This is a genomic window from Reticulibacter mediterranei, assembly GCF_016587455.1.
In genome coordinates this window covers 1890389-1909729 of sequence record NZ_BNJK01000002.1, presented here as the reverse complement: position 1 = coordinate 1909729, position 19341 = coordinate 1890389, and the positions used below count along the sequence as shown (strand labels likewise).

At 51.0% G+C, this 19341-nt stretch carries 19 protein-coding genes; 8 read left to right on the top strand and 11 right to left on the bottom strand.

Features of this window, described 5'->3' with window-relative positions; genetic code table 11:
* Nucleotides 1-34: 34 nt before the first annotated feature.
* Nucleotides 35-874 (top strand): class I SAM-dependent methyltransferase, encoded by an 840-nt coding sequence (locus tag K3T83_RS46840; RefSeq protein WP_220210030.1) that lies wholly within the window; start codon nucleotides 35-37, stop codon nucleotides 872-874.
* A gap of 43 nt (nucleotides 875-917) precedes the next feature.
* Here K3T83_RS46840 and K3T83_RS46835 read toward each other — a convergent pair whose 3' ends face one another.
* Both K3T83_RS46835 and K3T83_RS46830 read right to left on the bottom strand, forming a co-directional pair.
* A complete protein-coding gene (locus K3T83_RS46835; protein WP_220210029.1) occupies nucleotides 918-1814 on the bottom strand; it encodes a phosphotransferase in 897 nt (298 codons plus the stop codon).
* A gap of 25 nt (nucleotides 1815-1839) precedes the next feature.
* Nucleotides 1840-2730: a helix-turn-helix transcriptional regulator gene (locus tag K3T83_RS46830; RefSeq protein WP_220210028.1), complete on the bottom strand. Its 891-nt coding sequence runs from the start codon at nucleotides 2728-2730 to the stop codon at nucleotides 1840-1842.
* A gap of 303 nt (nucleotides 2731-3033) precedes the next feature.
* On the opposite strand from K3T83_RS46830, the gene K3T83_RS46825 reads away from it, so the two are divergent.
* A complete protein-coding gene (locus K3T83_RS46825) occupies nucleotides 3034-4239 on the top strand; it encodes a cytochrome P450 (RefSeq protein WP_220210027.1) in 1206 nt (401 codons plus the stop codon).
* A 202-nt stretch (nucleotides 4240-4441) separates the two neighbouring features.
* Here K3T83_RS46825 and K3T83_RS46820 read toward each other — a convergent pair whose 3' ends face one another.
* Nucleotides 4442-4777, bottom strand: coding sequence for a hypothetical protein (locus tag K3T83_RS46820; RefSeq protein ID WP_220210026.1), 336 nt, complete (start codon nucleotides 4775-4777; stop codon nucleotides 4442-4444).
* Nucleotides 4778-4952: 175 nt separating this feature from the next.
* On the opposite strand from K3T83_RS46820, the gene K3T83_RS46815 reads away from it, so the two are divergent.
* From K3T83_RS46815 to K3T83_RS46795, 5 genes are all read left to right on the top strand, one after another.
* On the top strand, nucleotides 4953-5177 hold the full coding sequence (locus K3T83_RS46815; protein WP_220210025.1) for a helix-turn-helix domain-containing protein: 225 nt from the start codon (nucleotides 4953-4955) through the stop codon (nucleotides 5175-5177).
* Between the two features lie 93 nt (nucleotides 5178-5270).
* Complete coding sequence (locus K3T83_RS46810) at nucleotides 5271-5495, top strand: hypothetical protein (RefSeq protein WP_220210024.1); 225 nt, start codon at nucleotides 5271-5273, stop codon at nucleotides 5493-5495.
* A gap of 61 nt (nucleotides 5496-5556) precedes the next feature.
* A complete protein-coding gene (locus tag K3T83_RS46805; RefSeq protein ID WP_308441736.1) occupies nucleotides 5557-6141 on the top strand; it encodes an HD domain-containing protein in 585 nt (194 codons plus the stop codon).
* Nucleotides 6142-6656: 515 nt separating this feature from the next.
* Nucleotides 6657-7280 carry a DUF4225 domain-containing protein gene (locus K3T83_RS46800; RefSeq protein WP_220210022.1) on the top strand — a complete coding sequence of 208 codons (624 nt, stop codon included), beginning with the start codon at nucleotides 6657-6659 and terminating at the stop codon, nucleotides 7278-7280.
* 438 nt (nucleotides 7281-7718) lie between these two features.
* The gene (locus K3T83_RS46795; RefSeq protein ID WP_220210021.1) at nucleotides 7719-8630 is read left to right on the top strand and encodes an SDR family oxidoreductase; all 912 of its coding nucleotides are present in this window, start codon (nucleotides 7719-7721) and stop codon (nucleotides 8628-8630) included.
* Nucleotides 8631-9104: 474 nt separating this feature from the next.
* Here K3T83_RS46795 and K3T83_RS46790 read toward each other — a convergent pair whose 3' ends face one another.
* The 4 genes from K3T83_RS46790 to K3T83_RS46775 all read right to left on the bottom strand — a co-directional run bounded on the left by K3T83_RS46790 (nucleotide 9105) and on the right by K3T83_RS46775 (nucleotide 12388).
* A complete protein-coding gene (locus tag K3T83_RS46790) occupies nucleotides 9105-9629 on the bottom strand; it encodes a TIR domain-containing protein (RefSeq protein WP_220210020.1) in 525 nt (174 codons plus the stop codon).
* A 152-nt stretch (nucleotides 9630-9781) separates the two neighbouring features.
* A complete protein-coding gene (locus K3T83_RS46785; RefSeq protein WP_220210019.1) occupies nucleotides 9782-10429 on the bottom strand; it encodes a toll/interleukin-1 receptor domain-containing protein in 648 nt (215 codons plus the stop codon).
* Between the two features lie 195 nt (nucleotides 10430-10624).
* The gene (locus tag K3T83_RS46780; RefSeq protein ID WP_220210018.1) at nucleotides 10625-11878 is read right to left on the bottom strand and encodes an epoxide hydrolase family protein; all 1254 of its coding nucleotides are present in this window, start codon (nucleotides 11876-11878) and stop codon (nucleotides 10625-10627) included.
* Between the two features lie 3 nt (nucleotides 11879-11881).
* Nucleotides 11882-12388 (bottom strand): MarR family winged helix-turn-helix transcriptional regulator, encoded by a 507-nt coding sequence (locus tag K3T83_RS46775; RefSeq protein ID WP_220210017.1) that lies wholly within the window; start codon nucleotides 12386-12388, stop codon nucleotides 11882-11884.
* A gap of 113 nt (nucleotides 12389-12501) precedes the next feature.
* Here K3T83_RS46775 and K3T83_RS46770 point away from each other — a divergent pair, with 113 nt between their 5' ends.
* Nucleotides 12502-13845, top strand: coding sequence for an MFS transporter (locus tag K3T83_RS46770; protein WP_373324693.1), 1344 nt, complete (start codon nucleotides 12502-12504; stop codon nucleotides 13843-13845).
* On the opposite strand, the gene K3T83_RS46765 is transcribed toward K3T83_RS46770, so the two are convergent.
* The 4 genes from K3T83_RS46765 to K3T83_RS46750 form a co-directional block, all read right to left on the bottom strand.
* Nucleotides 13827-14189, bottom strand: a complete 363-nt coding sequence (locus K3T83_RS46765; RefSeq protein ID WP_220210015.1) for a VOC family protein — start codon at nucleotides 14187-14189, stop codon at nucleotides 13827-13829. The genes K3T83_RS46770 and K3T83_RS46765 overlap by 19 nt on opposite strands.
* A gap of 50 nt (nucleotides 14190-14239) precedes the next feature.
* Nucleotides 14240-14773 carry a MarR family winged helix-turn-helix transcriptional regulator gene (locus K3T83_RS46760; protein ID WP_220210014.1) on the bottom strand — a complete coding sequence of 178 codons (534 nt, stop codon included), beginning with the start codon at nucleotides 14771-14773 and terminating at the stop codon, nucleotides 14240-14242.
* A 129-nt stretch (nucleotides 14774-14902) separates the two neighbouring features.
* The gene (locus tag K3T83_RS46755) at nucleotides 14903-16222 is read right to left on the bottom strand and encodes an FAD-dependent oxidoreductase (protein ID WP_220210013.1); all 1320 of its coding nucleotides are present in this window, start codon (nucleotides 16220-16222) and stop codon (nucleotides 14903-14905) included.
* A gap of 248 nt (nucleotides 16223-16470) precedes the next feature.
* A complete protein-coding gene (locus K3T83_RS46750; RefSeq protein ID WP_220210012.1) occupies nucleotides 16471-19320 on the bottom strand; it encodes a winged helix-turn-helix domain-containing protein in 2850 nt (949 codons plus the stop codon).
* Between the last annotated feature and the right edge of the window lie 21 nt (nucleotides 19321-19341).

Genomic DNA, 19341 nt, shown 5'->3' with positions numbered 1-19341 from the left:
AACATTTCTTTCATAACATATAAGGAAAACTAGTATGCGTAAAAAGTACGAGGATGACCCTCTCTATACTCCTGGGCGCTCTTTTGAAGAAACGAAGCGTCTCCAACAGCAGGCAAATCTTTTTGAGCCTTCCACCCGTAAGCTCTTTGAGGTAGCAGGCATCAAGGCGGGCATGAAGGTGCTAGATGTGGGCAGTGGAGCTGGCGATGTGGCAATGCTTGCCGCGAAACTGGTCGGACCAACTGGCCGCGTCGTCGGAGTAGACAAGAATCCCGCTATACTGAAAATTGCTCGACAGCGTGCTGCTGGGCTGAAGAATGTGACCTTTCTTGAAGGAGACATTCGCGATATAGCTCTGGAGAGTGACTTTGATGCAGCCGTTGGTCGCTTCGCCCTGGTTTACATAGCAGACCAGGCAGCAGCGTTGCAGACCATCGCTCGACATCTAGGTCCAGAGGGTATTCTCGCTTTTCAGGAACTTGATCTCAGCCTGAGCGAGAGCGTTTCAGCAAATGAGAATATTGCCTCACTGTGCAGGCAATTTTTCTTATGGGCCTTGGAGGCATATTCTCATGCGGGTTCTCCCACTCAGATGAGTGTGCAGTTGCCAAAAGCCTTTCGTCGAGCGGGGTTGCCTCTGCCGCAGCTTGGCCTGGATGCTATAGCAGGAGCAGGAGAACAGTGGGAAGAAGGCTATGACCTCGTTGCCGAGACTCTGCGTAGCCTTCTTCCCATCATTGTTCAGTTTGGTATTACAACTGAAAAGGAGGCCGATGTGGAGACCTATGCCGAGCGGCTGCGAGCTGAGGCAGTCAGTCAGCACAAGCTCGTCGTTGGCCCAATGATGATAAGTGCCTGGACACGTAAAACGTAATCCAGTCCCTTTGAAGCGAGAGGGTATTTTTGCTCTTCGAGGGTTAAGAAAGGATATGCTTCTGCTCCCAATCAAGCCATCCATCGACGACGCCCGGAAGACCAGAGATTTCAAGCAGTGGTTTTCCCCGCGATGAAATGGCGCGGCCAAGCTTCCAGACAGCCCCACGCAAATCGCCAATAATGCCGAATGCTGCGACGGCTTGTTCGTCGTGCTGGCTGAAAGGGCGGACGCTGCGGTAACCATCGAGCCAGGCTTGAAAATACGCTTTTGAAAATCTCAAAACACCATGCGGTTCCAGGGCACGCCAGGAGACACCGGCACTGTCGAAATCGAACACCATCATACGCTCGCCATAACGATGCACATTATCGAGCGTGAGGTCCATATGACAGACACCGTAATCCAGTGCAGGATTCGCGATGATGTGCTTCAAGCGCTCGCCTAATGCTACGGCCTGCTCCCACCGCTGCGCTTCACGAAGGTCCATTTCCATCCGCTGAAGCTGTTCGTCAATGAGGGTGTGAGCATCATAGATCTCACGCGGCAACGAAGAAGAAAATGTGTCAGCAGCTTGATGGATGTGAGCCGCCACTTTGCCGAGCAGGATGTAGGTATCTCGCGCTGGCGCTGGCTTTTCACCCGGTGCCCATTCAAAGAGGACAGCCACACGATCTCGCCCGTCTATACAGAAAGACTCTACATATCCCTGCTTGCCACGTATGGGTTTCGCTACAGGTGTACCATGTTGCATGAGATGGACGGTCAGGTCCAACTCCCATTGAACTTCGGCGGGGGTCCGTTGCAGGTGGTACAGTTTGAGGGCAAAGCGACCGGTTGGCGTTGTGACTGCAACCACATCATTGGCAAGAGTGTTGAGTGGTTCACAAATGACGTTACTCAGGCCGAAAAGGTTTTCTATTTGCTGTTCTAGATCCATTGGTTTCCTTACTACATATGTCTTTCTATCGATGCAATGAAGCCAGCCCCAGTTGCTCCCGGTCTTCAAACGCTTGCGGTCCTGATCCAGATGCCGAAAGCGCGGTCAATTTCGCCAGGGTCTCTGTCCCGGGAGCAGGGGTGTAAACGATCATTCGCAAATCGGAGTGATCAGTCAATTGGAAAGAGGTCGCTTGCAGGTGTAATAATCCAACGCGAGGATGATCGAGCTGCATCTGGCATGGATACATCTCCTGGATATCATAGTGCGACCACCACTCGCGAAACTCTGGACTCGCCTGCGAGAGATCTGTAATCAGTTCTGTCAGCCATACTTCCCCAATAGCGCGTTGCGTGCTGGCACGAAAGAGGGCCAATGTATGTCGTGCCTCCGCCTCCCAATCAACGATCAGAGTGCACTGCCGTTGATCCGTAAAGAGAAACCAGAGGAGATTGCGTTCTCGCTCAGACATCGTACTGAAGTCAGCATACACGCGGACGGACGCCTGATTCCAGGCGATGATATCCCAGCGAGGACAGATTGCGTAGGCCGGATAGACTCCCATCGAATCAAGGATGAGTTGAAGCGCAGGAGTCACTGTTTCTATTGCGGTTATAGGTGCTGCTGGCAACTGCTCTCGCGCCAACAGATAGAGGTGATTGCGCTCATCAGTATTGAGTTGCAAGACGCGCGCCAGGCTCTCAAGCACTGGTGCTGAGACCGTAATGTCGCGTCCTTGCTCCAGCCATGTATACCATGTTATCCCCACACCAGCCAGCAGCGCCAACTCTTCCCGGCGCAACCCTGGTGTTCTACGCCGCTTGCTCATAGGAAGCCCAAGCCCATCGGGAGACATGCGCTCCCGCCGCGTTCGCAAAAACTGAGCCAATGCTGTTCGTCGCTCTTGCTCATTCATGATGTATTCCTTAATCCAGGTAGTTTTTCTATATAGAAAACAATCAGGTACTCTTCAAACTTCCCTCAACGCATAAATCACAAATAAAAACGGCTGTGTAAGCACACTTCACACATCCGTTTTTATTTTCAAACCTTCTCAGGCTACAACAGACCTCCTTCTAGTATAGTATTGCAGGCCGTCTCAAACAAGCGTTTGCAAGACCTATGCATCCAGAGACCCGAAGAGGGTTATAGGTCAGCTTGCTTGCCCGAGGTATAAATAGAGAGGAAACAAGAAAGAATACAAATGAAAGGATCATCCATGCAGCAACCGAGACGTATGGTAGGACTTCAACTTTCTGAAGCTCACCCTATCGAAGAGACACGCCAACAATTCCATTGGTTCAAGCAGATGAGAGCCGAACACCCGGTCTTCTATGATGAGAAAACACAGTACTGGCAAGTTTTTCGCTATGACGACGTAGAACGTGTTATAACAGACTATAATCTTTTTTCATCAGAAAAGGTACCGGGGTTCTCTGAGGATACGTTCCTCGGCGACACAATGGTTGCGAAAGATCCGCCTGCTCACCGGAAATTGCGCAATATCGTCAATCAGGCTTTTACACCCCGCGCTATCAATCAACTTTCAGATCACCTTACACAAATCATGCAGGAACTGCTGGATGATGCTTTGCCAAAGGGCCAGATCGATTTCGTCCCGGATATCGCGTTCCCCTTCCCGGCGAAAGCGATAGCGCTCGTGCTAGGCATTCCTGATAAGGAATGGGACATCTTCCGTCGCTGGGCTGGCACTCCTCCTGGAACTGGTCCACTCCCCAGGACACGCGAAGAGGCTATGCAGCAAGCGCATGACAGGGAACAGCGTATGTATGACTACTTCAGCGAGCTTCTGGCCGAACGCCGCCGCTCACCAAGTGGTGATATCCTGAGTGCGCTCAGCGTCGCCGAGGTTGATGGCGAACGCCTGAGTGAGAGTGATCTGACAAAGTTTTGTCTCTTGCTGCTGGGAGCCGGTCAGGAAACGACCAAAAATTTGCTTGCCAATGCTATCTATTGTTTTACGCAGTACCCCGACGTACGCGATCAGTTGATCCAGCAGCCTGAACTGATGTCCACGGCGGTTGAAGAGATTTTGCGCTACCTGCCGCCGGTCTGGTACATCTTCCGCCGCACCAAAGCCGAGGTCGAGTTGGGCGGAGAGCGTATCCCCGCCAATGCCATCGTCCAGGCGTGGAATGCCTCCGCTAATCATGATCCTGAGGCATTTCCCAACCCGGACCAGCTCGATATTCGCCGCGAACCCAATCGTCATCTCACCTTTGGGCATGGCATTCACTTTTGCCTTGGTGCGCCATTAGCTCGTTTGGAAGCTCGTATAGGGCTGCCGATGATCCTGACGCAGCTCAAGCAGTTGCGGCGGATTCCCGACACGCCGATCATGGTGCGTGCTGGCCTCGTCTACATCATTCAATCGCTGCCCATCACCTTCCAGGTCCGAGCGTAACGCTTGCAACAGGTGACCAGCAAGCTAAACTCATCAACAAATTCGCTTCAGAAATGGGCAGAACACACGGCTCACCGCAGGCAAGCAAGAAAATGAAAAATTAGAGGTGAAAAATAATCGCTAACATTGCCAAAGTAGCAATCAAACATAAAGCCCTTGCGAGACCTTAATAATAAGGTACAACAAGGGCTTTTATCCAACTCTATACAGCAAATGACTCGTCAATATAACGAAGAAGCTGTTCAGAACTCTCAAGTACGCCATCACGCCCTTGAGGTACAGGCACTCGACGCTTCACCTCAGAAATAAAGATGCCTAAAGCATCCTTCATCAACTTCAACTCTTCAACCAACAAATCCATTGAACTAGCGTAGGACAACTTGAAGATAAGCACCTGTAGCATCAATATATCAGCACTCCGCTTAGCAGAAGGAATTTTGTTCTGCATAATATACGCTCCATAAAACTGAAGAATAGCCCGGAGCGCCAGGACATCATTTTGTGAAATAGGCACGGCCCTATATTCATCACCTTCCATACTCAAAATCCTTCCTCATCTTCCGAACTCTCTACACCGATTGATATTAAGACATGGTAACAGAGTATCATACTTTGTTATCGTAAATCAAGCATGATACTACATTATGGCTACTACTGACTGATACTCTCTGATAAAATCGCAGCAAAATCACCGGCAGAGGCAAAACAAAACAATGGCTAAGCTGAAGATAAAAGAGATAGCAGAAGCAAAAGGCATCAGTATGAGCAAGCTTCACAGGTCAGCCGACATCACTTACCGAACCATCAGACTTATCTACGGCGACCCTTACCGAGACATCAACCTAAGCACCCTAGAAAAAATCGCCAGAGCTTTAGGCGTAAGTATCTGTGACTTGATCGAGGAACAACCACAAGAAGACACCAAACCAGATATATAGCACCCAACCTGGACAAAACTATTAGTCCAATGTATCATAAGAGCAAAGGAAAAGCGATCCACAAATCAAGCGTCCAATGAAAGACAAAAACGCATGCCATCACAAGAAGAAAGAATAGAGGCATTAGAAAGAACAACGGCAGAATTCAGACCTGTTCTACAAAACGTTGCCTATGAGCTAACAATGGTCAAAGGTCTCACTATCGACCAGATCGGCCTCACGCAAAACTTAAATCAGGACATGAAAGAAGTCAAAGAGCGCCTCACCAAGATCGAGGAACAACTCGAAACTATCCTCACACTCCTAAAGCCGTCCTAAATATTCCAGCGAGATATAAGAGAATTGGAGCAGGTACAATCTCACTGCCTGCTCCAAAGCCATCCTAGCTCTAAAGGAGCTAAACAACGTTGCGAAATATATCTATGAAATCGGCCACATGAAAAGAGTGAAACGATCTGGATGGTGGATAGCAGGTATCAATGACCCTGAAAGTATAGCAGAACACACCCTCCGAACCGCAATTCTTGGTTATATCCTCGCATCCCTTGACGGAAATGCCGATCCACAGAAAACAGCGATGATATGCCTTTTTCATGATACGGGGGAAACAAGAATTAACGATCTACACCGTGTATCCAAAAGATACATTAACGTTGGTAGAGACGAAGAAAAAGCACTTACCGAACAAGTTGAAAGGCTCCCTCAAGATATAGCGGAGAATATCTTAGCACTCTTTGAAGACTATGAAGCTAGGATCTCACTAGAGGCAATACTAGCTAAAGATGCGGATTTACTTGAGTGCATTTTCCAAGCAAGAGAATATCAGGTACAAGGATATGCCGATGTCGATGATTGGATTACAAACTGTTATGCCGGGTTGCAAACTGATATTGCTCGAAAGCTAGCAGACTCATGCATGCAAGTTGAACCGAAAGAATGGTGGCAGGGCTTAAAAATAAAATAATCCTCATACACTTCATTTCCCCCAACACATAAACCCACAAACAAAAACAGATGTACGGAGATAATTCTGTACATCTGTTTCATTTTCCTCCTGGTTCTACCAGGGATATTCTGATACGTGACATGGCGCACAAGCTCAGACGAGCAAGCAAGCCCCATTCAGACCGCTACCCCTTTAGTATAGCTTGAGAAGCCGCCAAAATCTACCATTTGCGAGAGTCTCAGAAAAAGAGACGTTTGTCGTATCTGAATTTGGTTGTACCCAAAAGCCAGGGCTAAAAAGAGAGATTCCCATCTCGCAATTGTTCTTGGAACGCAGTGATTGTCCCCCCTTTCCCCGGAAATGCGAGGTTACATCATTTACTCTTTAGAGAGATCTAAGATTTCTTCACATGCTGATAGGACTATCAGTATTGTTTGTCAGGCAGCACATGTAATTCTGACAAAACTCATTAGTAATAGCTATGCCGGAATCACATGTATAATACTATATTCCTTAACGAAAGGATTTCTCTTGTGGAAGGCATAAACAGAAAGTCTAAAGGTCATGAGCGTTCACATTCTGCTGATGATGCGAGTGCATCGCAATCAGATGTGCATGACGATTTCTATCGTTCTTCCTGTTTCCGTTTTGCTGAAGAGACGACTATAGATGGATGGCGCTCGTATCAGGGAACGGGTAAATGGTGGTCACACAAAGAAGCAGGTGGCTGGGAGGAATATGGTGCCTCAGAGAGGAGCATGACCCAAGCAGAGCATTCGCTCTATAGAGAGTATACGCAACTTATAAAATCAGGTCGACACGATGATATAACAGATGAACAACGAGCAGCAAGCGCAAAACAGCGTCGTATTCACCTGGGATCTTCTGAAGCCCGTGCGGCTCATAATAGTAAAGTAACCGCGATGAACCGTGAAGCTGCATATGCAAGGAGGTATCTTCAAGCAATGCTTGATATAGACGTAAAATATAGCGAAACAGATAGGCAGACAAGGAAAAAAGTTACACGCGCGACCATCAATAAGGTTTATGAGGAAGCACAAAAATTAGGCTATAGAGAAGATAAAGAAACACTTGTTCGTCGAGCTTATCGCCATGAGCAGAACCCTGATAGCTATCAGGACTCGGACGGAGAGTAACTATGAGTGAGGGGCAGCCTCTCTGGTTGCTGCCCCTTAAAACTGACTGCAACAAAGGCTGTGTCTGTTTTCACCTATTCTGCTCCAGGAGGACACAAAGGGGAAGTGGATAATATTTTCTTCTCCCGCCGCTTGCAGAGCCATGCGCAGATCGATGCTCAACGAGTCCACCACAGCGATGTGCGATAAGCTCCTCCAGGGAAAACACAACTATTACCGATAAGGTGTCGGGTCAGATGTCAAAAGACTCAGCATCCATCAATAAACCCTGACCAGAATTGGCACACAGTTACAACTATCATAGTAGTTTTTCTACCAGTACATTTTAGCTCCTGGCTCGCGCCTCACGCTCGTTGCATAATTCTAGCACAACGCCTGTACATAAAACAGGGCGATGAAAATCTTTCTTTCCATACACATATGAAGGAGATAAAATATATGAGTTCTCAACAGGTTGTACTGGTGACAGGAAGTAGCAGCGGGTTTGGTCGCAGGATCGTTGAAACCCTGGCACGGCAAGGGCATAACGTGTTTGCTTCTATGCGCGAGGCCACCGGACGCAATGCCGCACATGCTCAGGCGTTACGCGAACTGGCACAACGCGAACAGCTCGCTCTTTCTGTCCTCGATCTTGATGTCACGAGCGATACCTCAGTCGATCAGGCAGTTCAGAGTGTGCTTGAGCAAGCCGGGCGCATCGATGTCCTGATCAATAATGCAGGTATCGTCTATACCGGAGTGACCGAGGCATACACGCTTGAACAGGTGCAGGCACACATGGAGGTTAACTTCTTCGGACAACTGCGCCTGGATCGTGCGGTCCTGCCCGCCATGCACCGTCAGCATAGTGGCTTACTGATCCATATGAGTTCCGTTTCTGGTGGCCTGCTTTTTCCCTTCGTCACCCTGTACTCTGCGAGCAAAATGGCTCTGGAAGCAGTGGCCGAAGGCTATCACTATGAACTTACCGCACTTGGCATCGAATCGATCATCCTGGAACCTGGCCTGTTTGCCACTGGACTACTGAGGGGTCAGCAAGAGCCTCACGATCAGGAACGCCTGATCCCTTATGGAGAACTCGCCAACATTCCAGCACAGATCTTGCATAATACCGAAGCTGCAAATAGCGGACCAGAGGCCCAAGATCCACAGCTCGTTGCCAATGTGGTTGCCGATCTCATTGCACAACCACGAGGCACACGTCCCCTGCGAACGATCATTGGCACAGAGCCAGGGTTAGCGCCCGTCAATGTCGCCAAAGCGCAGGCGCAACAGAGCGTTCTCGACTCCTGGGGATTGCGACAACCACTCGCTTTCAAGATTCCTGACAAAGAGACACAAGAGCGCTAAGAGCCAGTTGATAAAGAATCGTCAATCTCCTCACAAAAAGGCGATGAGGGTTTAGCGGAATACATCGACGCTGCCTGCTGGGTGAGAGCCAAACTAGAATAGCCCCCCAGCAGGTAGTGAGATGTAGCCGATCACTGGAATTTATTTGACTCATGAGCGCCAAACGTTGGCAATACTCTAACATACAAGCAGTTTCGCTTTTTTTTCAACAGCGATAGGAAAGCGTTTGCAGTGAACATAGCTCAAGGGAAGAACGAGGGCATCTGGGCATCCAGGCATTTATAAAATTATCTGATTAATGAAGCACCGGGATAATCATCGATGCCAATAATTAACGCTCTTCTCATTCCGCCCATCCTTTCCTTCTCTCATCACTACATTTGCGGCAGCAGGCAATCTAGTTGCTGATTGCCTGCTGTATGGTGGTTTCACTACAAGCACGCATTCCGCGCAAGGCATCATATACGAGCACTGCTATCTTCCAAAATTTCCCTCGACAAGCCAGTCTTTTCCCATCCGGTTTACTACACATCCTGCGTCTTCAAGCCTTTGCGCTAATTCATTTCTAGCCCCAGAGGTATCATTCAACTTGACGGCGAGGCGACCTGCTACATCGCTAAAGGGTCTGATCTTCCCCAACTCGACCAAAATCGTGTGCTCTGGATGGAGGGCAAAGGCCATTCCAGCCTCAAATAGCACATTTGGCCGGGGCTGCGGGGTCAAGCGCTTCTCATACTCAGGATCATCATCGGTGAGATAGACTGCTTTGAGCATGGCTTCATCATCGCCAGTGAGCAGAATTATCACCGCTTGCGCTATATTGAATCCTGCTTCCAGCACCTCTCCAATAAATGGGGCAGCTTTCTCGGTAGCTGCGACGGCTTTGCTCCATTCAATCGGGGTTAATCCGAGGGCGCGCAAAAACGCGAACATCTCTCTTCTCGCTCGATCATCCCTTCCATGAACAACAAAAACATTGGTTTTGAGCCTCTCCTGCATCAGGGGTCTCCTTCCCATAAAATGAAAAGACACGTATTAGTAGAAAAGGAATAACTTTATACATATATGACGATATTTCCTTCCATTTTTCAAAAAATCAAAATATTTTATACATTTCTCTCTTTTTTCTTCATCACCATTTGTGAATGACTTCATAGCTGGCGAGCTTGTAAATGGTCAACAGCACGTTCTATCCACTTAGAAATATCTTTCAGGGCACTGCCTTTATTTTTGCAATTTTTCAAGGTTTTGCCCTTACCAGGTAACATCGGGATAATTGCAAAAGGGGTTTTCTCCCAGGTACATTCTTCGATGAGGATAGGCAAGATCTGACATTCATCTTCCATATGTCTCTTAACCGCTCGGTGCATCTGATCGCTATAGCAATAGTCACAGGCGACAAAATCCCAACTCACCAGCAGCAGGATAATATCTGCTGTTTCTAGATCATTGTCTTTCTGCAAGATATATGGCGTGTTGGCCGTTACTTCTCTCTCATACACTTTGATGGGGCAACCGCCTTTCTCTAGTGCCGTTAACATTACCTTTATCTTCTCTGAAAACCAGTATCGATCACTCTCAGCAAAAGCAATAAATACTTTCAGGGCATGCGCGTTCTGTGGCAATGAAGATTGCTGGGTTTGTGGTTGTTGGATGGTTATCGTGGCAAGAGGTTTTGTATTCGCGCTGGAGGCCGTTAGCGTGTGGAGAAATGCCTCTATTTCAGTGAACAGGGGGTTTCTCCTATTTGTATCAGAGAAGCTGTTTGAGCTGTCCGAAAGATCATTCTGTTCTAGCACTTCATTTTCCTGTTGAAGCTATACAGAGTGAGAGATGGATGAAAACAGCGCACGTCACCAGTATACGTTAAAATTACACGTTACACTATACAAACAAAAGTTCTACTTCTGATTGTTTAGGAGAAAGAAGAAAGGTAATTGTTGGCAAAACAGTGCCCACCTTCCTGGAGGGAAGGTGGGCGCCCATCTTTCGGACTAGCGATAGGAGCGGAAGGTGCGGCGCAGATCGTCCACCCAGTTGTCGGGGATTTCCCAGGGGATGAAGTGGCCGCCACGCTCGTGAACGGTAACGTTGACGTGGTTGTACCAGGCTGCCCGATCGCTGCTCAGGAAGTGCTGCACACGGTTCTCGGTCGAGACTCCCGGCGGGTTCTCATACCCAACTAACGTGATCCCGGTAGGAGCCTCGACGACGGGCCAGCGATCATGGGCAGGCGTCCAGGGATAGCGGTTGGCATTAGCATAGAAACGCATGGAGGTTTCGATAGCATTGTTGACCCAGAAGATCATTGCGTGCGTGAGCAGATCATCTTTCGAGAAGACGCGCTCAATATCGCCGCCGTTATCGCTCCACTTTACCCATCGTTCAAACATCCAGGCAAGCATACCTGCTGGTGAATCGCTGAGTCCGTAAGCGAGGGTAGAGGGTCCGAGGACATGGGCGGCGAGATGGGCCGCGAAACGACGATCAAGTGTGATGATCCTAGCCCGAATATCCTCTGGAATCCCTTCTGGAATGGGATATCCGCCGCTGAGATCCCAGCCCCGATCTCCATTGAACATGCTCAACTTCTGGGCCGAACCAATATGGATCGCGTATAGTTCATCAGCATATTTATGCCCAAGCTGGCCCGCCACCAGCGCTCCGATGTCGCAGCCACCAGCAGCATACTTTTCATAGCCTAGAATCCTGGTCATCAGGGTATGCCACAAATCGGCCACCTTCCAGAAATTCATGTCCGGGTTGTTGGGTAGGGGTGTTGAGAAGCCAAAACCGGGCAGCGAGGGGACGATGACATCAAACGCATCTGCCGGATCACCGCCAAATGCAGCGGGATCGGCAAGCGGATCAATAACTTTGGACCAATGCCAGAAAGTCCAGGGCCAGCCATGCGTCAAAATAAGCGGAACGGGGTTCGGACCAACTCCCGCTTTACGCATGAAATGCACAGGCACGCCATCAACGTTCACCTGATACTGTTCGTAGCGGTTGATGGCGGCCTCTGCGTTACGCCAGTCGTAGACATGGAGCCAGTAGTCAACAAGTTCTTCAAGATAGGTTCGCTTCACGCCGTAATACCAGTCGTCATTGCCAGCGTCCAGAGGCCAGCGGGTAAGCTTGAGCCGCGTGCGCAGGTCCGAGAGCTGTTCGTCCGAAACATGGATCGGCGTGGGCAACAGTGGGAACGAGGAGCCGCGTCTTCCGGCTCCTTTCTGGCTTGCAGGCATAAGTTATTCCTTTTCTTGTGGGTGGTGTGTATACACTTCGGAAGGACGTGGATACAATGGTAGCTCGGCTGTTCTGCCCAACTCGATGGCATGTGCCAGCGCTGGCACGGCGGAGGCAATGGCCCTACGTTCTTCCGGGGGCAAACGGTCGAGCAGGCTGGCGAGTTGCTGCACACGAGCGGCGCGGCGAGCTTCGATGATCTGCGCTCCTCGTGACGTCAACTGAATCAGCACTGCACGGGCATCGCGCGGATCAGCACGGCGTTCGAGCAATCCATCGCTTTCGAGCCGCTTCACCATTTGCGTGATCGCCGGTTGCGTCATCTGCTCGGTTGCCGTCAACTCGGTCAGCCGCATCGGACCCTTGCGCGAGAGCGTATGCAATACCGACAGCGTGGTGAAGCTCAACCGCTCCACCGAAGGCAAGCGAATGAAGATCGTGGTGAACTCTTCAATAATTGTCGTCAAGTCCCCAACGTTCAAGTCAGGATCAGAAAGATGGTCTGTCATAGACTTTAGTATATCACAGATTTATATAAATTTTCTATGTAAATGGTTCCTGATTCCTCCTTGACACCCGCTCACATTCGATTATGCTATTGAACATAGGAATATCATTTTCATTGAACAGCAGAACACCATCGAAGCGGGAGCCAATCGCTGTGCCATTTTCTAACACTCACATACGCACGCGGTCCCTCCAACTCGGCCTACGCGCGAACTGGCGACAATTCAGCCTGCTGGTCCTCATTAATGCCTTTGTTGGCGGCATGGTGGGCCTGGAGCGCACCATCCTGCCCTTGCTCGCTGAACAGGACTTCGGGATCGCCTCTAAGACCGCAATTCTCTCGTTTCTCGTCAGTTTTGGTCTGGTGAAAGCCGGGGCCAATCTCTTTGCCGGGCGGATGACAGATCGCGTAGGCCGTAAACGCATTCTGGTGCTGGGCTGGTTGATCGGCTTGCCGGTTCCGTTGCTGATTATCTTCGCTCCCTCCTGGGGATGGGTGGTCTTCGCGAATGTCCTCTTAGGGATCAATCAAGGCTGGTGCTGGTCCACCACCGTCATTATGAAAATTGATCTGGTGGGACCGAAACAGCGGGGTCTGGCAATGGGCTTCAACGAGGCGGCGGGCTACCTGGCAGTCTCAGCAGCAGCATTGGCATCGGGCTATCTCGCCTCGGCCTATGCGCTACGCCCACAGCCTTTCTTCCTGGGGATTGTCTTCGCAATTGCGGGGCTGATGCTTTCCTGGTTGGGTGTGCGCGAGTCGCGGGACTATGCCACCCTGGAGGCGCTCCAGATGCAACCCGCCCCGGAAGGCACGGCAACGGAAACGAAAGCGTCCATCCCTTCCTTCAGCGAGATCGTCGCGCAAACCTCCTGGAAAAACCATACGCTGTTTGCCGTCTGTCAGGCAGGGCTGGTCAACAATCTCAACGATGGCCTCTCATGGGGATTGTTTCCCCTCTATTTTGCGGCTGTCGGCCTCTCTCCCTCGCAGATTGGCCTTCTGGTCGCTGTCTATCCAGCGGTCTGGGGCATCGGACAACTGGTAACTGGTGCGCTTTCCGATCAATGGGGCCGGAAATGGTTCATCGTTGCGGGAATGCTCATTCAGGCGCTTGGATTGTTTCTGATCGTACTGGTTCGCACATTCTGGCCCTGGCTCGCAGGTGCGGTACTCCTCGGCGTGGGCACCGCCTTCGTCTATCCAACGCTGCTAGCTGCCGTCAGCGATGTCGTCCATCCCAGCTACCGCGCCTCAGCAGTTGGCGTGTATCGTCTCTGGCGCGATAGCGGCTATGCTGTGGGCGGCCTGCTAGCAGGTATTCTGGCAGACCTGTTAGGAATTCCCTGGGCCATCGGAGTCGTGGGCTTCTTGACGCTGCTCTCAGGGCTGATAGGAGCAATCTTCCTACGCGAAACCCTGGCCAGCCGACTCGCTTGCTATCCTCGTCGTCCCTGAGCGATTTCCAATCTATACCCGTCGGGATCATACGTGAACATTTGTCGCTCCCAGGCACGGTCGATAGGAGGACTGGCGAAATGCACGCCCTGCGCTTTCAACTCTCCAAAGAGCAGATCGAGGTTGTCTGTACTCAATTCAATATGGACGGCTCCACGCAGCGCACTCGGCCATTTCGACACGTCCATCTTGAGCAAGCCGATGGTTCCTTCTCCCAGGCGCAGCAAGGCAAAGTTCGCATTCTGGACCTGAAGTTCAAAGCCAAACTGTTGATAGAATGCGACGGAGCGTTCGACATCGCTCACGGGCAAGCTGATACCATCAAAACGAATGGTTTCTGTCATAGGTATTCTTCTTTCTGCGTACCACGTAAATCGTAGTTTCGCGATTTACATTACATTTCATGATCCTCAGTCAACGAGTTGAAGAGTTTAACGAGCAAGCGATGCAGCGTTCCCTGTTCTTCATTGTCAAGCCCGGCAAAGAAGGCTTCATCCGTCTTCGCTCGTGCCTGACGAATCTGCTGCAATTCTTCTTGCCCACTAGCTGTAAGTTTCACAACATGCCGTCGTCGGTCGCGAGGGTCTGCCTGCCGTTCGATGAACCCTCGCTCTTCAAGCGTATCGAGGAGTGTTACCATGTTGGCGCGATCAATCGTGAGGGTTCGCGCGAGGTGTTGTTGGGATGCCTGACCAATAGCTTCGAGCAGCAGCAGAATCCCATAGTGAGAGGGATGCAGTTCCCAGGCGCTCAGCACTTGCGTAAACTGGCGGCGCGCCTCTCGTCCCAGACGGCCCAACAGGTAGGCTTGATCGGTGAGCAGGCGCTCTGGCAAGACACGAGCAATGCCCGTGTTTAACGGCTCTTGCTCCTGTGAAGAGGCTGGATGTGCATGAGCCTTTGATGCGTTTCTTTTTGCCCTCATCATGATCCTGCTCTCTTCAAGCAGGGGCGCTGATCGGAAGAAAGCATATGAAAAACCTCCATATATTGTTGGTAAGTACAATCATTGTACTTACCAACAATATACACAAGTTATTAGCACATGTCAAGTCTTTCACTTATCGCCGAATCCGCTGAAGACGCGACGCTTCAAAGGCGGCACTGCATTCAGCACGCGAAACACGGCCTTGTTCATTGCCAGGGACAATGGTTTCTCTAACGATGCTGATTGTTCAAGAGCTTTTTTTGAGCTGAGCACTGCTGCAAAGCCATACCTGAGCATCTCGACTTCATAGTTGTGAATCGCCTGTTGGAGCGGCATTTTGCCACGCTGGGCCGCGATCAAGTTGCGACCGAGCAGGGCAGAGTCGCGCAGAGCCGTATTCGCCCCAATACCACGAGCCGGGGTCATGCTATGGATGGCATCGCCGAGCAACGTAACCTGTTGTGTTTGCCAATGGTCAATCGGCAGCGAGGTTTGTATCGGCGTGAAGATGACTGTTGATGGGTCAGCAGCGCGCATGAGTTGCTGGAGTCGTGGATGCCAATCAGCAATCATCTTCAGCGCGACCTGTTTCAGTTCCTCCCCGGACATCGTTTTCAGATCTTTTTGTACCGCGAATTTGTCCTGGCACGCGGTAAATCCCCAGCCGATGAAATCGCTGGTATCGCTGAGCAACAGGTTAGGGTGGACGTTGATGGCCTCGCCGATCTCCTCAATCTTACCGGGTTCGTGTCGAAACTCCTGGACCGCAACGAACATGCCATATCCCTTTGATCCAATGACCGAGGCTGGACCGGCAAACAAGTGCTGGGGAAGCTGTTGTCTGATCTCATCGGTCAAGAGCGTCTTGCCCTGGATAGCACAAATGCCTGTGTCGATCCGTTGGGCGTGCGGAAGCAATTGCTTGCGTATACGCGAATTACCGCCATCGGCCCCAACCAGCACATCACAGGTGGTGGATGTGCCATCCTCGAAGAAAACCGTGATTTTGCCATCGGGCATCTCTTCATAGCGCTCGAATTGTTTGTTGAAGTGGACGACATCGTCCAGGCCAGCCAGCAACACCTGTCGCAGCGTGAAGCGGCTCACCGATTTATGGCTCTCGACGGGATCATCCTCAGAGGTGAAACCCATATCAGCAGGCTCAATGGAGAGTAATTCCTGCAATTGCGAGTCGAGAAAGTGAAAACTTTTCCCGGATTTCCCGCATGTCGCGACAAAGATGTCGTAGAGGCGAGGTGGTAAACTCTCGTGAAGCGCCCGGCTTCCATTCGGATTAATGTGGATACGATAGCCCTGCAAACGCGACGTGCGCGACTGATCCCGCTCATAGACGGCGACACTGACGCTAGCCTGGCGCAATTTCTGAGCAAGGCACAGGCCACCAATACCACCCCCGATAATAATCACATGAAAAGGTTGTGTTGTCATTTTAAAAGCTCCTTTATAAAAGTTAACAATCAAAATCGGGAATCTCCCCCTCGTTTCGTAGTCTCGCGATTTATCGCGTTGGTTCGGCTTCACAGGCAGTTCCACCAACGCGATAAATCGCGAGACTACGAAACGGGGGAATCGCCGGGTTCATTTGTGAAAACTTGATGTTTTCAGTGTAGGGCACAAAGGGGTGATGGCGTGTCGCCCGTTTCGGATGATTGCGGGGGTGAATCTCCCTGGAGCGGTTAAAGCAGGTGGAGACGGCGTACAACTTCGCGGGCTTCGGCGCGGCTGGTGATGTTGAGCTTGCGATAAATGCGCTGAAGGTGTGTTTTGACCGTGTTTGTGGAGATGACAAGTTCGCTGGCAATCTCCGGCTTGGAGAGACCAGCCACAAAGAGGCGGAGCACACGCTGCTCCTGGGTACTCAATGGCTCAATAACGGCTGCTGACAATGCACGGGGCTGCTTCTGCTGGCTGCCTTCAAAGGTGCTCAAAAGCGTCATCATGGCTTCCCCTTCATCCAGGAATAGCCGTTGATAGCCTTTGGCGCGAGCCTGGGGCAACACCTCTTGTAAGATACGCCATGCCTCGCTGAGATTGTTCTGCTGGAAGTGTGCCAGGGCTAGAAGCGCCCGGATCTCCAGTACACAATCTGTATAGCCGTGCTGCGATGCCGTACTCAAGCATTGTTCAAGGAACTGTTGCGCTTCTTGTCTATCGCCACGCACAAGCAATCGACGAGCCACGAGGACATCTTCCCGTATGAGTAGAGGGAGCGGTATCATATCGTTGTCGCTGGAGCGTTCATTCAGCCAGCGCTCAACAGCCGCAAGGTCTCCACTCCTGAGATGCAATCTTGCCCGCCAGTACAAAATCTCGCGATAGAGAAAAGGTGAGGGATACCCGCGCGCACGAGCAACCAGTTCGGCGATATGCAGGTGTGCCTGTTCAACATCTCCACGAGCGTATTGTACTTTTACGAGTACAAGCGCGGCCCGTATCTGGATCTCCTCATCAGAGAGGCGCAGCCCGAAATCGCGCGCCGCCTCCGCCTCCTCTAAGGCCACATCCAGCCTGCTCCCTTCGTAAGAGAGTTGAGCCAGGCCGAGCAGCGATTTCGCGCGATCAAAAAGATCAGCACCGGCTTCAGCATATATCTGCTGGTAGGTTTCTGCGGCCTGTCGTAGCTCTCCCTGTTGAATAAAGAGTTCGCCAAGCTCCAGCCTGACGGCGCGATCCCCATAGGGATTTCCTCCCGTTAGCCGATTGAGTTTCAGTGATTCTTGAGCCAGCCGCAAGGCAACATCGAGCGAACCAAAGAGGCGTTCTTCTGCCCCGATAATGCTCAGGCATGGGCTGCGCCAATCGGCTTCTTTCTCTTCCAGATAGGTGAGTGCCTGCTTCGCAAAAGTACCTGCTCGCTTAAAATCTCCCTGCCAACTGATAAGCAGAGCGCGTAAGGCATAGATTGGGCCAAGTTGAGATGCGTTTTCGCCATCACGCCATGATTGTTCCGCTGTATCGAGCAAGGTTTCGATCTTGCCAACTCGCTCGGGATCAGTCGCGATGCGTCCACTTGGATCAAAGAGACAAACGGATATATAGGCCAGATAGAGCGTAGAGAATCCTTGTAGCACAGCCAGAGGAATTTGCGCAAACCAGCGCCGCAACGTATAAAACTCTTTTGCAGTCTGCTCAAATGTTGATCCGCTGAGCCGTTCGATCAGGATCGCAGCTCGTGTAAAATCCCTGGCTTTGAGCGCGGTTTCAACGGCATCGGTGAGCTGGTTCTCCTGCTCATACCAGTTGCTCGCCCGTTGCAAACATGCACCCAGCCCCTCAGTTCCAAGTCGATGCAGGGCTTCATGCTGCATGGCCTCGGCAAAGAGCGAGTGATAGCGATACCATTCACCTGCTCCATCAAGTGGCTCCAGGAAAAGATTCGCTCGCTCGATCTGTTCAATGAGGAGATCGCTATCGGTGCGGCCTGTGACGGCATCACAAAGCGATCCAGTCAGACGAGCGAGTCCACTTGTTTGCAACAAAAACAGTTGAAGCGGCTCTGGCTGCGTATTGAGTACGTCACTGACCAGATACTCCAAAAGCGGTCGATAGCGACCCGTAAGTGTTGCGACAAAACGTTCTAGTTCCTGATGGTCTGTGTATCGACGCAATGCGAGCACGAGCAGGTTCAGTCCCGCTCCCCAACCTTCTGTTCGTTCATAGACACGCTCAACCATCTCCTCAGAAAGTGGAAACGGGAGGCGCTGTTGCAAGAATGCGCGCGTCTCTTCCAGAGAAAAGCGTAGGTCGGCTGTTCGTATCTCAAACATGTTCCCCTGTGCCCGCAGATGCGCGAGCGGCAATGGGAGATCGCTGCGTGAAAGGAGGATTACGTGGATGGTTGCGGGAAGATGATCGAGAAAATAGGCAAACATCTCATGGATGTGGGAGAGAGCAATCACGTGATAATCTTCTATAACGAGGACGCATGGCGCTTCCATCCTGTTCAGACCGTTGAGCAGCCCCGTTACAACGCTCTCGAAGGAGATCCGAGAGGAATAATCAAAATGAAATGGCTGCGTGGAGCTGAGCCATTCCAGTGCCGACTGGCCGATGGTTGTATCAAAGCACTGACAGGCTGCGATGACATACCGCCAGAAGCGAACCGGGTCGTTATCTTCTCCATCCAACGATAACCAGGCCGCCTTAAACTGCTCCTGATTCGCATTGCGAGCGGCAATCCATGCCCGCACGACCGTCGTTTTGCCAAAGCCGGCAGGCGCGGAGAGCAGCGTAATGGTATGATCCATGCCGCTATCAAGATGTGAGAAGAGCTCTTCACGTGGCACCAGAGAATGGCGAGGGCGCGGAAGTGCCAGCTTTGTACTCAGCAAGTTTGTACTTGGCAAGTCAGAAGCAGTCGTACTTGTTGAGAGGTGCGGAATCTCGCTCATGCCATTATTGTCCGTGTTCTTCTCCCCGTTTTCCTGTATTTTACCACGCCTGGCGTCGGGAATTGGACGCTGGCGAACGGGTAATGATATGCTTCTAATCAGAAGTCTGAAGATGAGCGGCAGAACGGCGCTCATCTTCGCTGTCCCCTTATCCAC

Bases quoted from the DNA above. Each gene is read 5' to 3' on its own strand.
- K3T83_RS46820 (WP_220210026.1), bottom strand. From the start codon at position 4,777: ATGGAAGGTGATGAATATAGGGCCGTGCCTATTTCACAAAATGATGTC.
- K3T83_RS46815 (WP_220210025.1), top strand. From the start codon at position 4,953: ATGGCTAAGCTGAAGATAAAAGAGATAGCAGAAGCAAAAGGCATCAGT.
- K3T83_RS46755 (WP_220210013.1), bottom strand. From the start codon at position 16,222: ATGACAACACAACCTTTTCATGTGATTATTATCGGGGGTGGTATTGGT.
- K3T83_RS46830 (WP_220210028.1), bottom strand. From the start codon at position 2,730: ATGAATGAGCAAGAGCGACGAACAGCATTGGCTCAGTTTTTGCGAACG.
- K3T83_RS46840 (WP_220210030.1), top strand. From the start codon at position 35: ATGCGTAAAAAGTACGAGGATGACCCTCTCTATACTCCTGGGCGCTCT.
- K3T83_RS46775 (WP_220210017.1), bottom strand. From the start codon at position 12,388: ATGACAGACCATCTTTCTGATCCTGACTTGAACGTTGGGGACTTGACG.
- K3T83_RS46780 (WP_220210018.1), bottom strand. From the start codon at position 11,878: ATGCCTGCAAGCCAGAAAGGAGCCGGAAGACGCGGCTCCTCGTTCCCA.
- K3T83_RS46795 (WP_220210021.1), top strand. From the start codon at position 7,719: ATGAGTTCTCAACAGGTTGTACTGGTGACAGGAAGTAGCAGCGGGTTT.
- K3T83_RS46765 (WP_220210015.1), bottom strand. From the start codon at position 14,189: ATGACAGAAACCATTCGTTTTGATGGTATCAGCTTGCCCGTGAGCGAT.
- K3T83_RS46825 (WP_220210027.1), top strand. From the start codon at position 3,034: ATGCAGCAACCGAGACGTATGGTAGGACTTCAACTTTCTGAAGCTCAC.
- K3T83_RS46750 (WP_220210012.1), bottom strand. From the start codon at position 19,320: ATGAGCGCCGTTCTGCCGCTCATCTTCAGACTTCTGATTAGAAGCATA.
- K3T83_RS46810 (WP_220210024.1), top strand. From the start codon at position 5,271: ATGCCATCACAAGAAGAAAGAATAGAGGCATTAGAAAGAACAACGGCA.
- K3T83_RS46835 (WP_220210029.1), bottom strand. From the start codon at position 1,814: ATGGATCTAGAACAGCAAATAGAAAACCTTTTCGGCCTGAGTAACGTC.
- K3T83_RS46790 (WP_220210020.1), bottom strand. From the start codon at position 9,629: ATGCAGGAGAGGCTCAAAACCAATGTTTTTGTTGTTCATGGAAGGGAT.
- K3T83_RS46760 (WP_220210014.1), bottom strand. From the start codon at position 14,773: ATGATGAGGGCAAAAAGAAACGCATCAAAGGCTCATGCACATCCAGCC.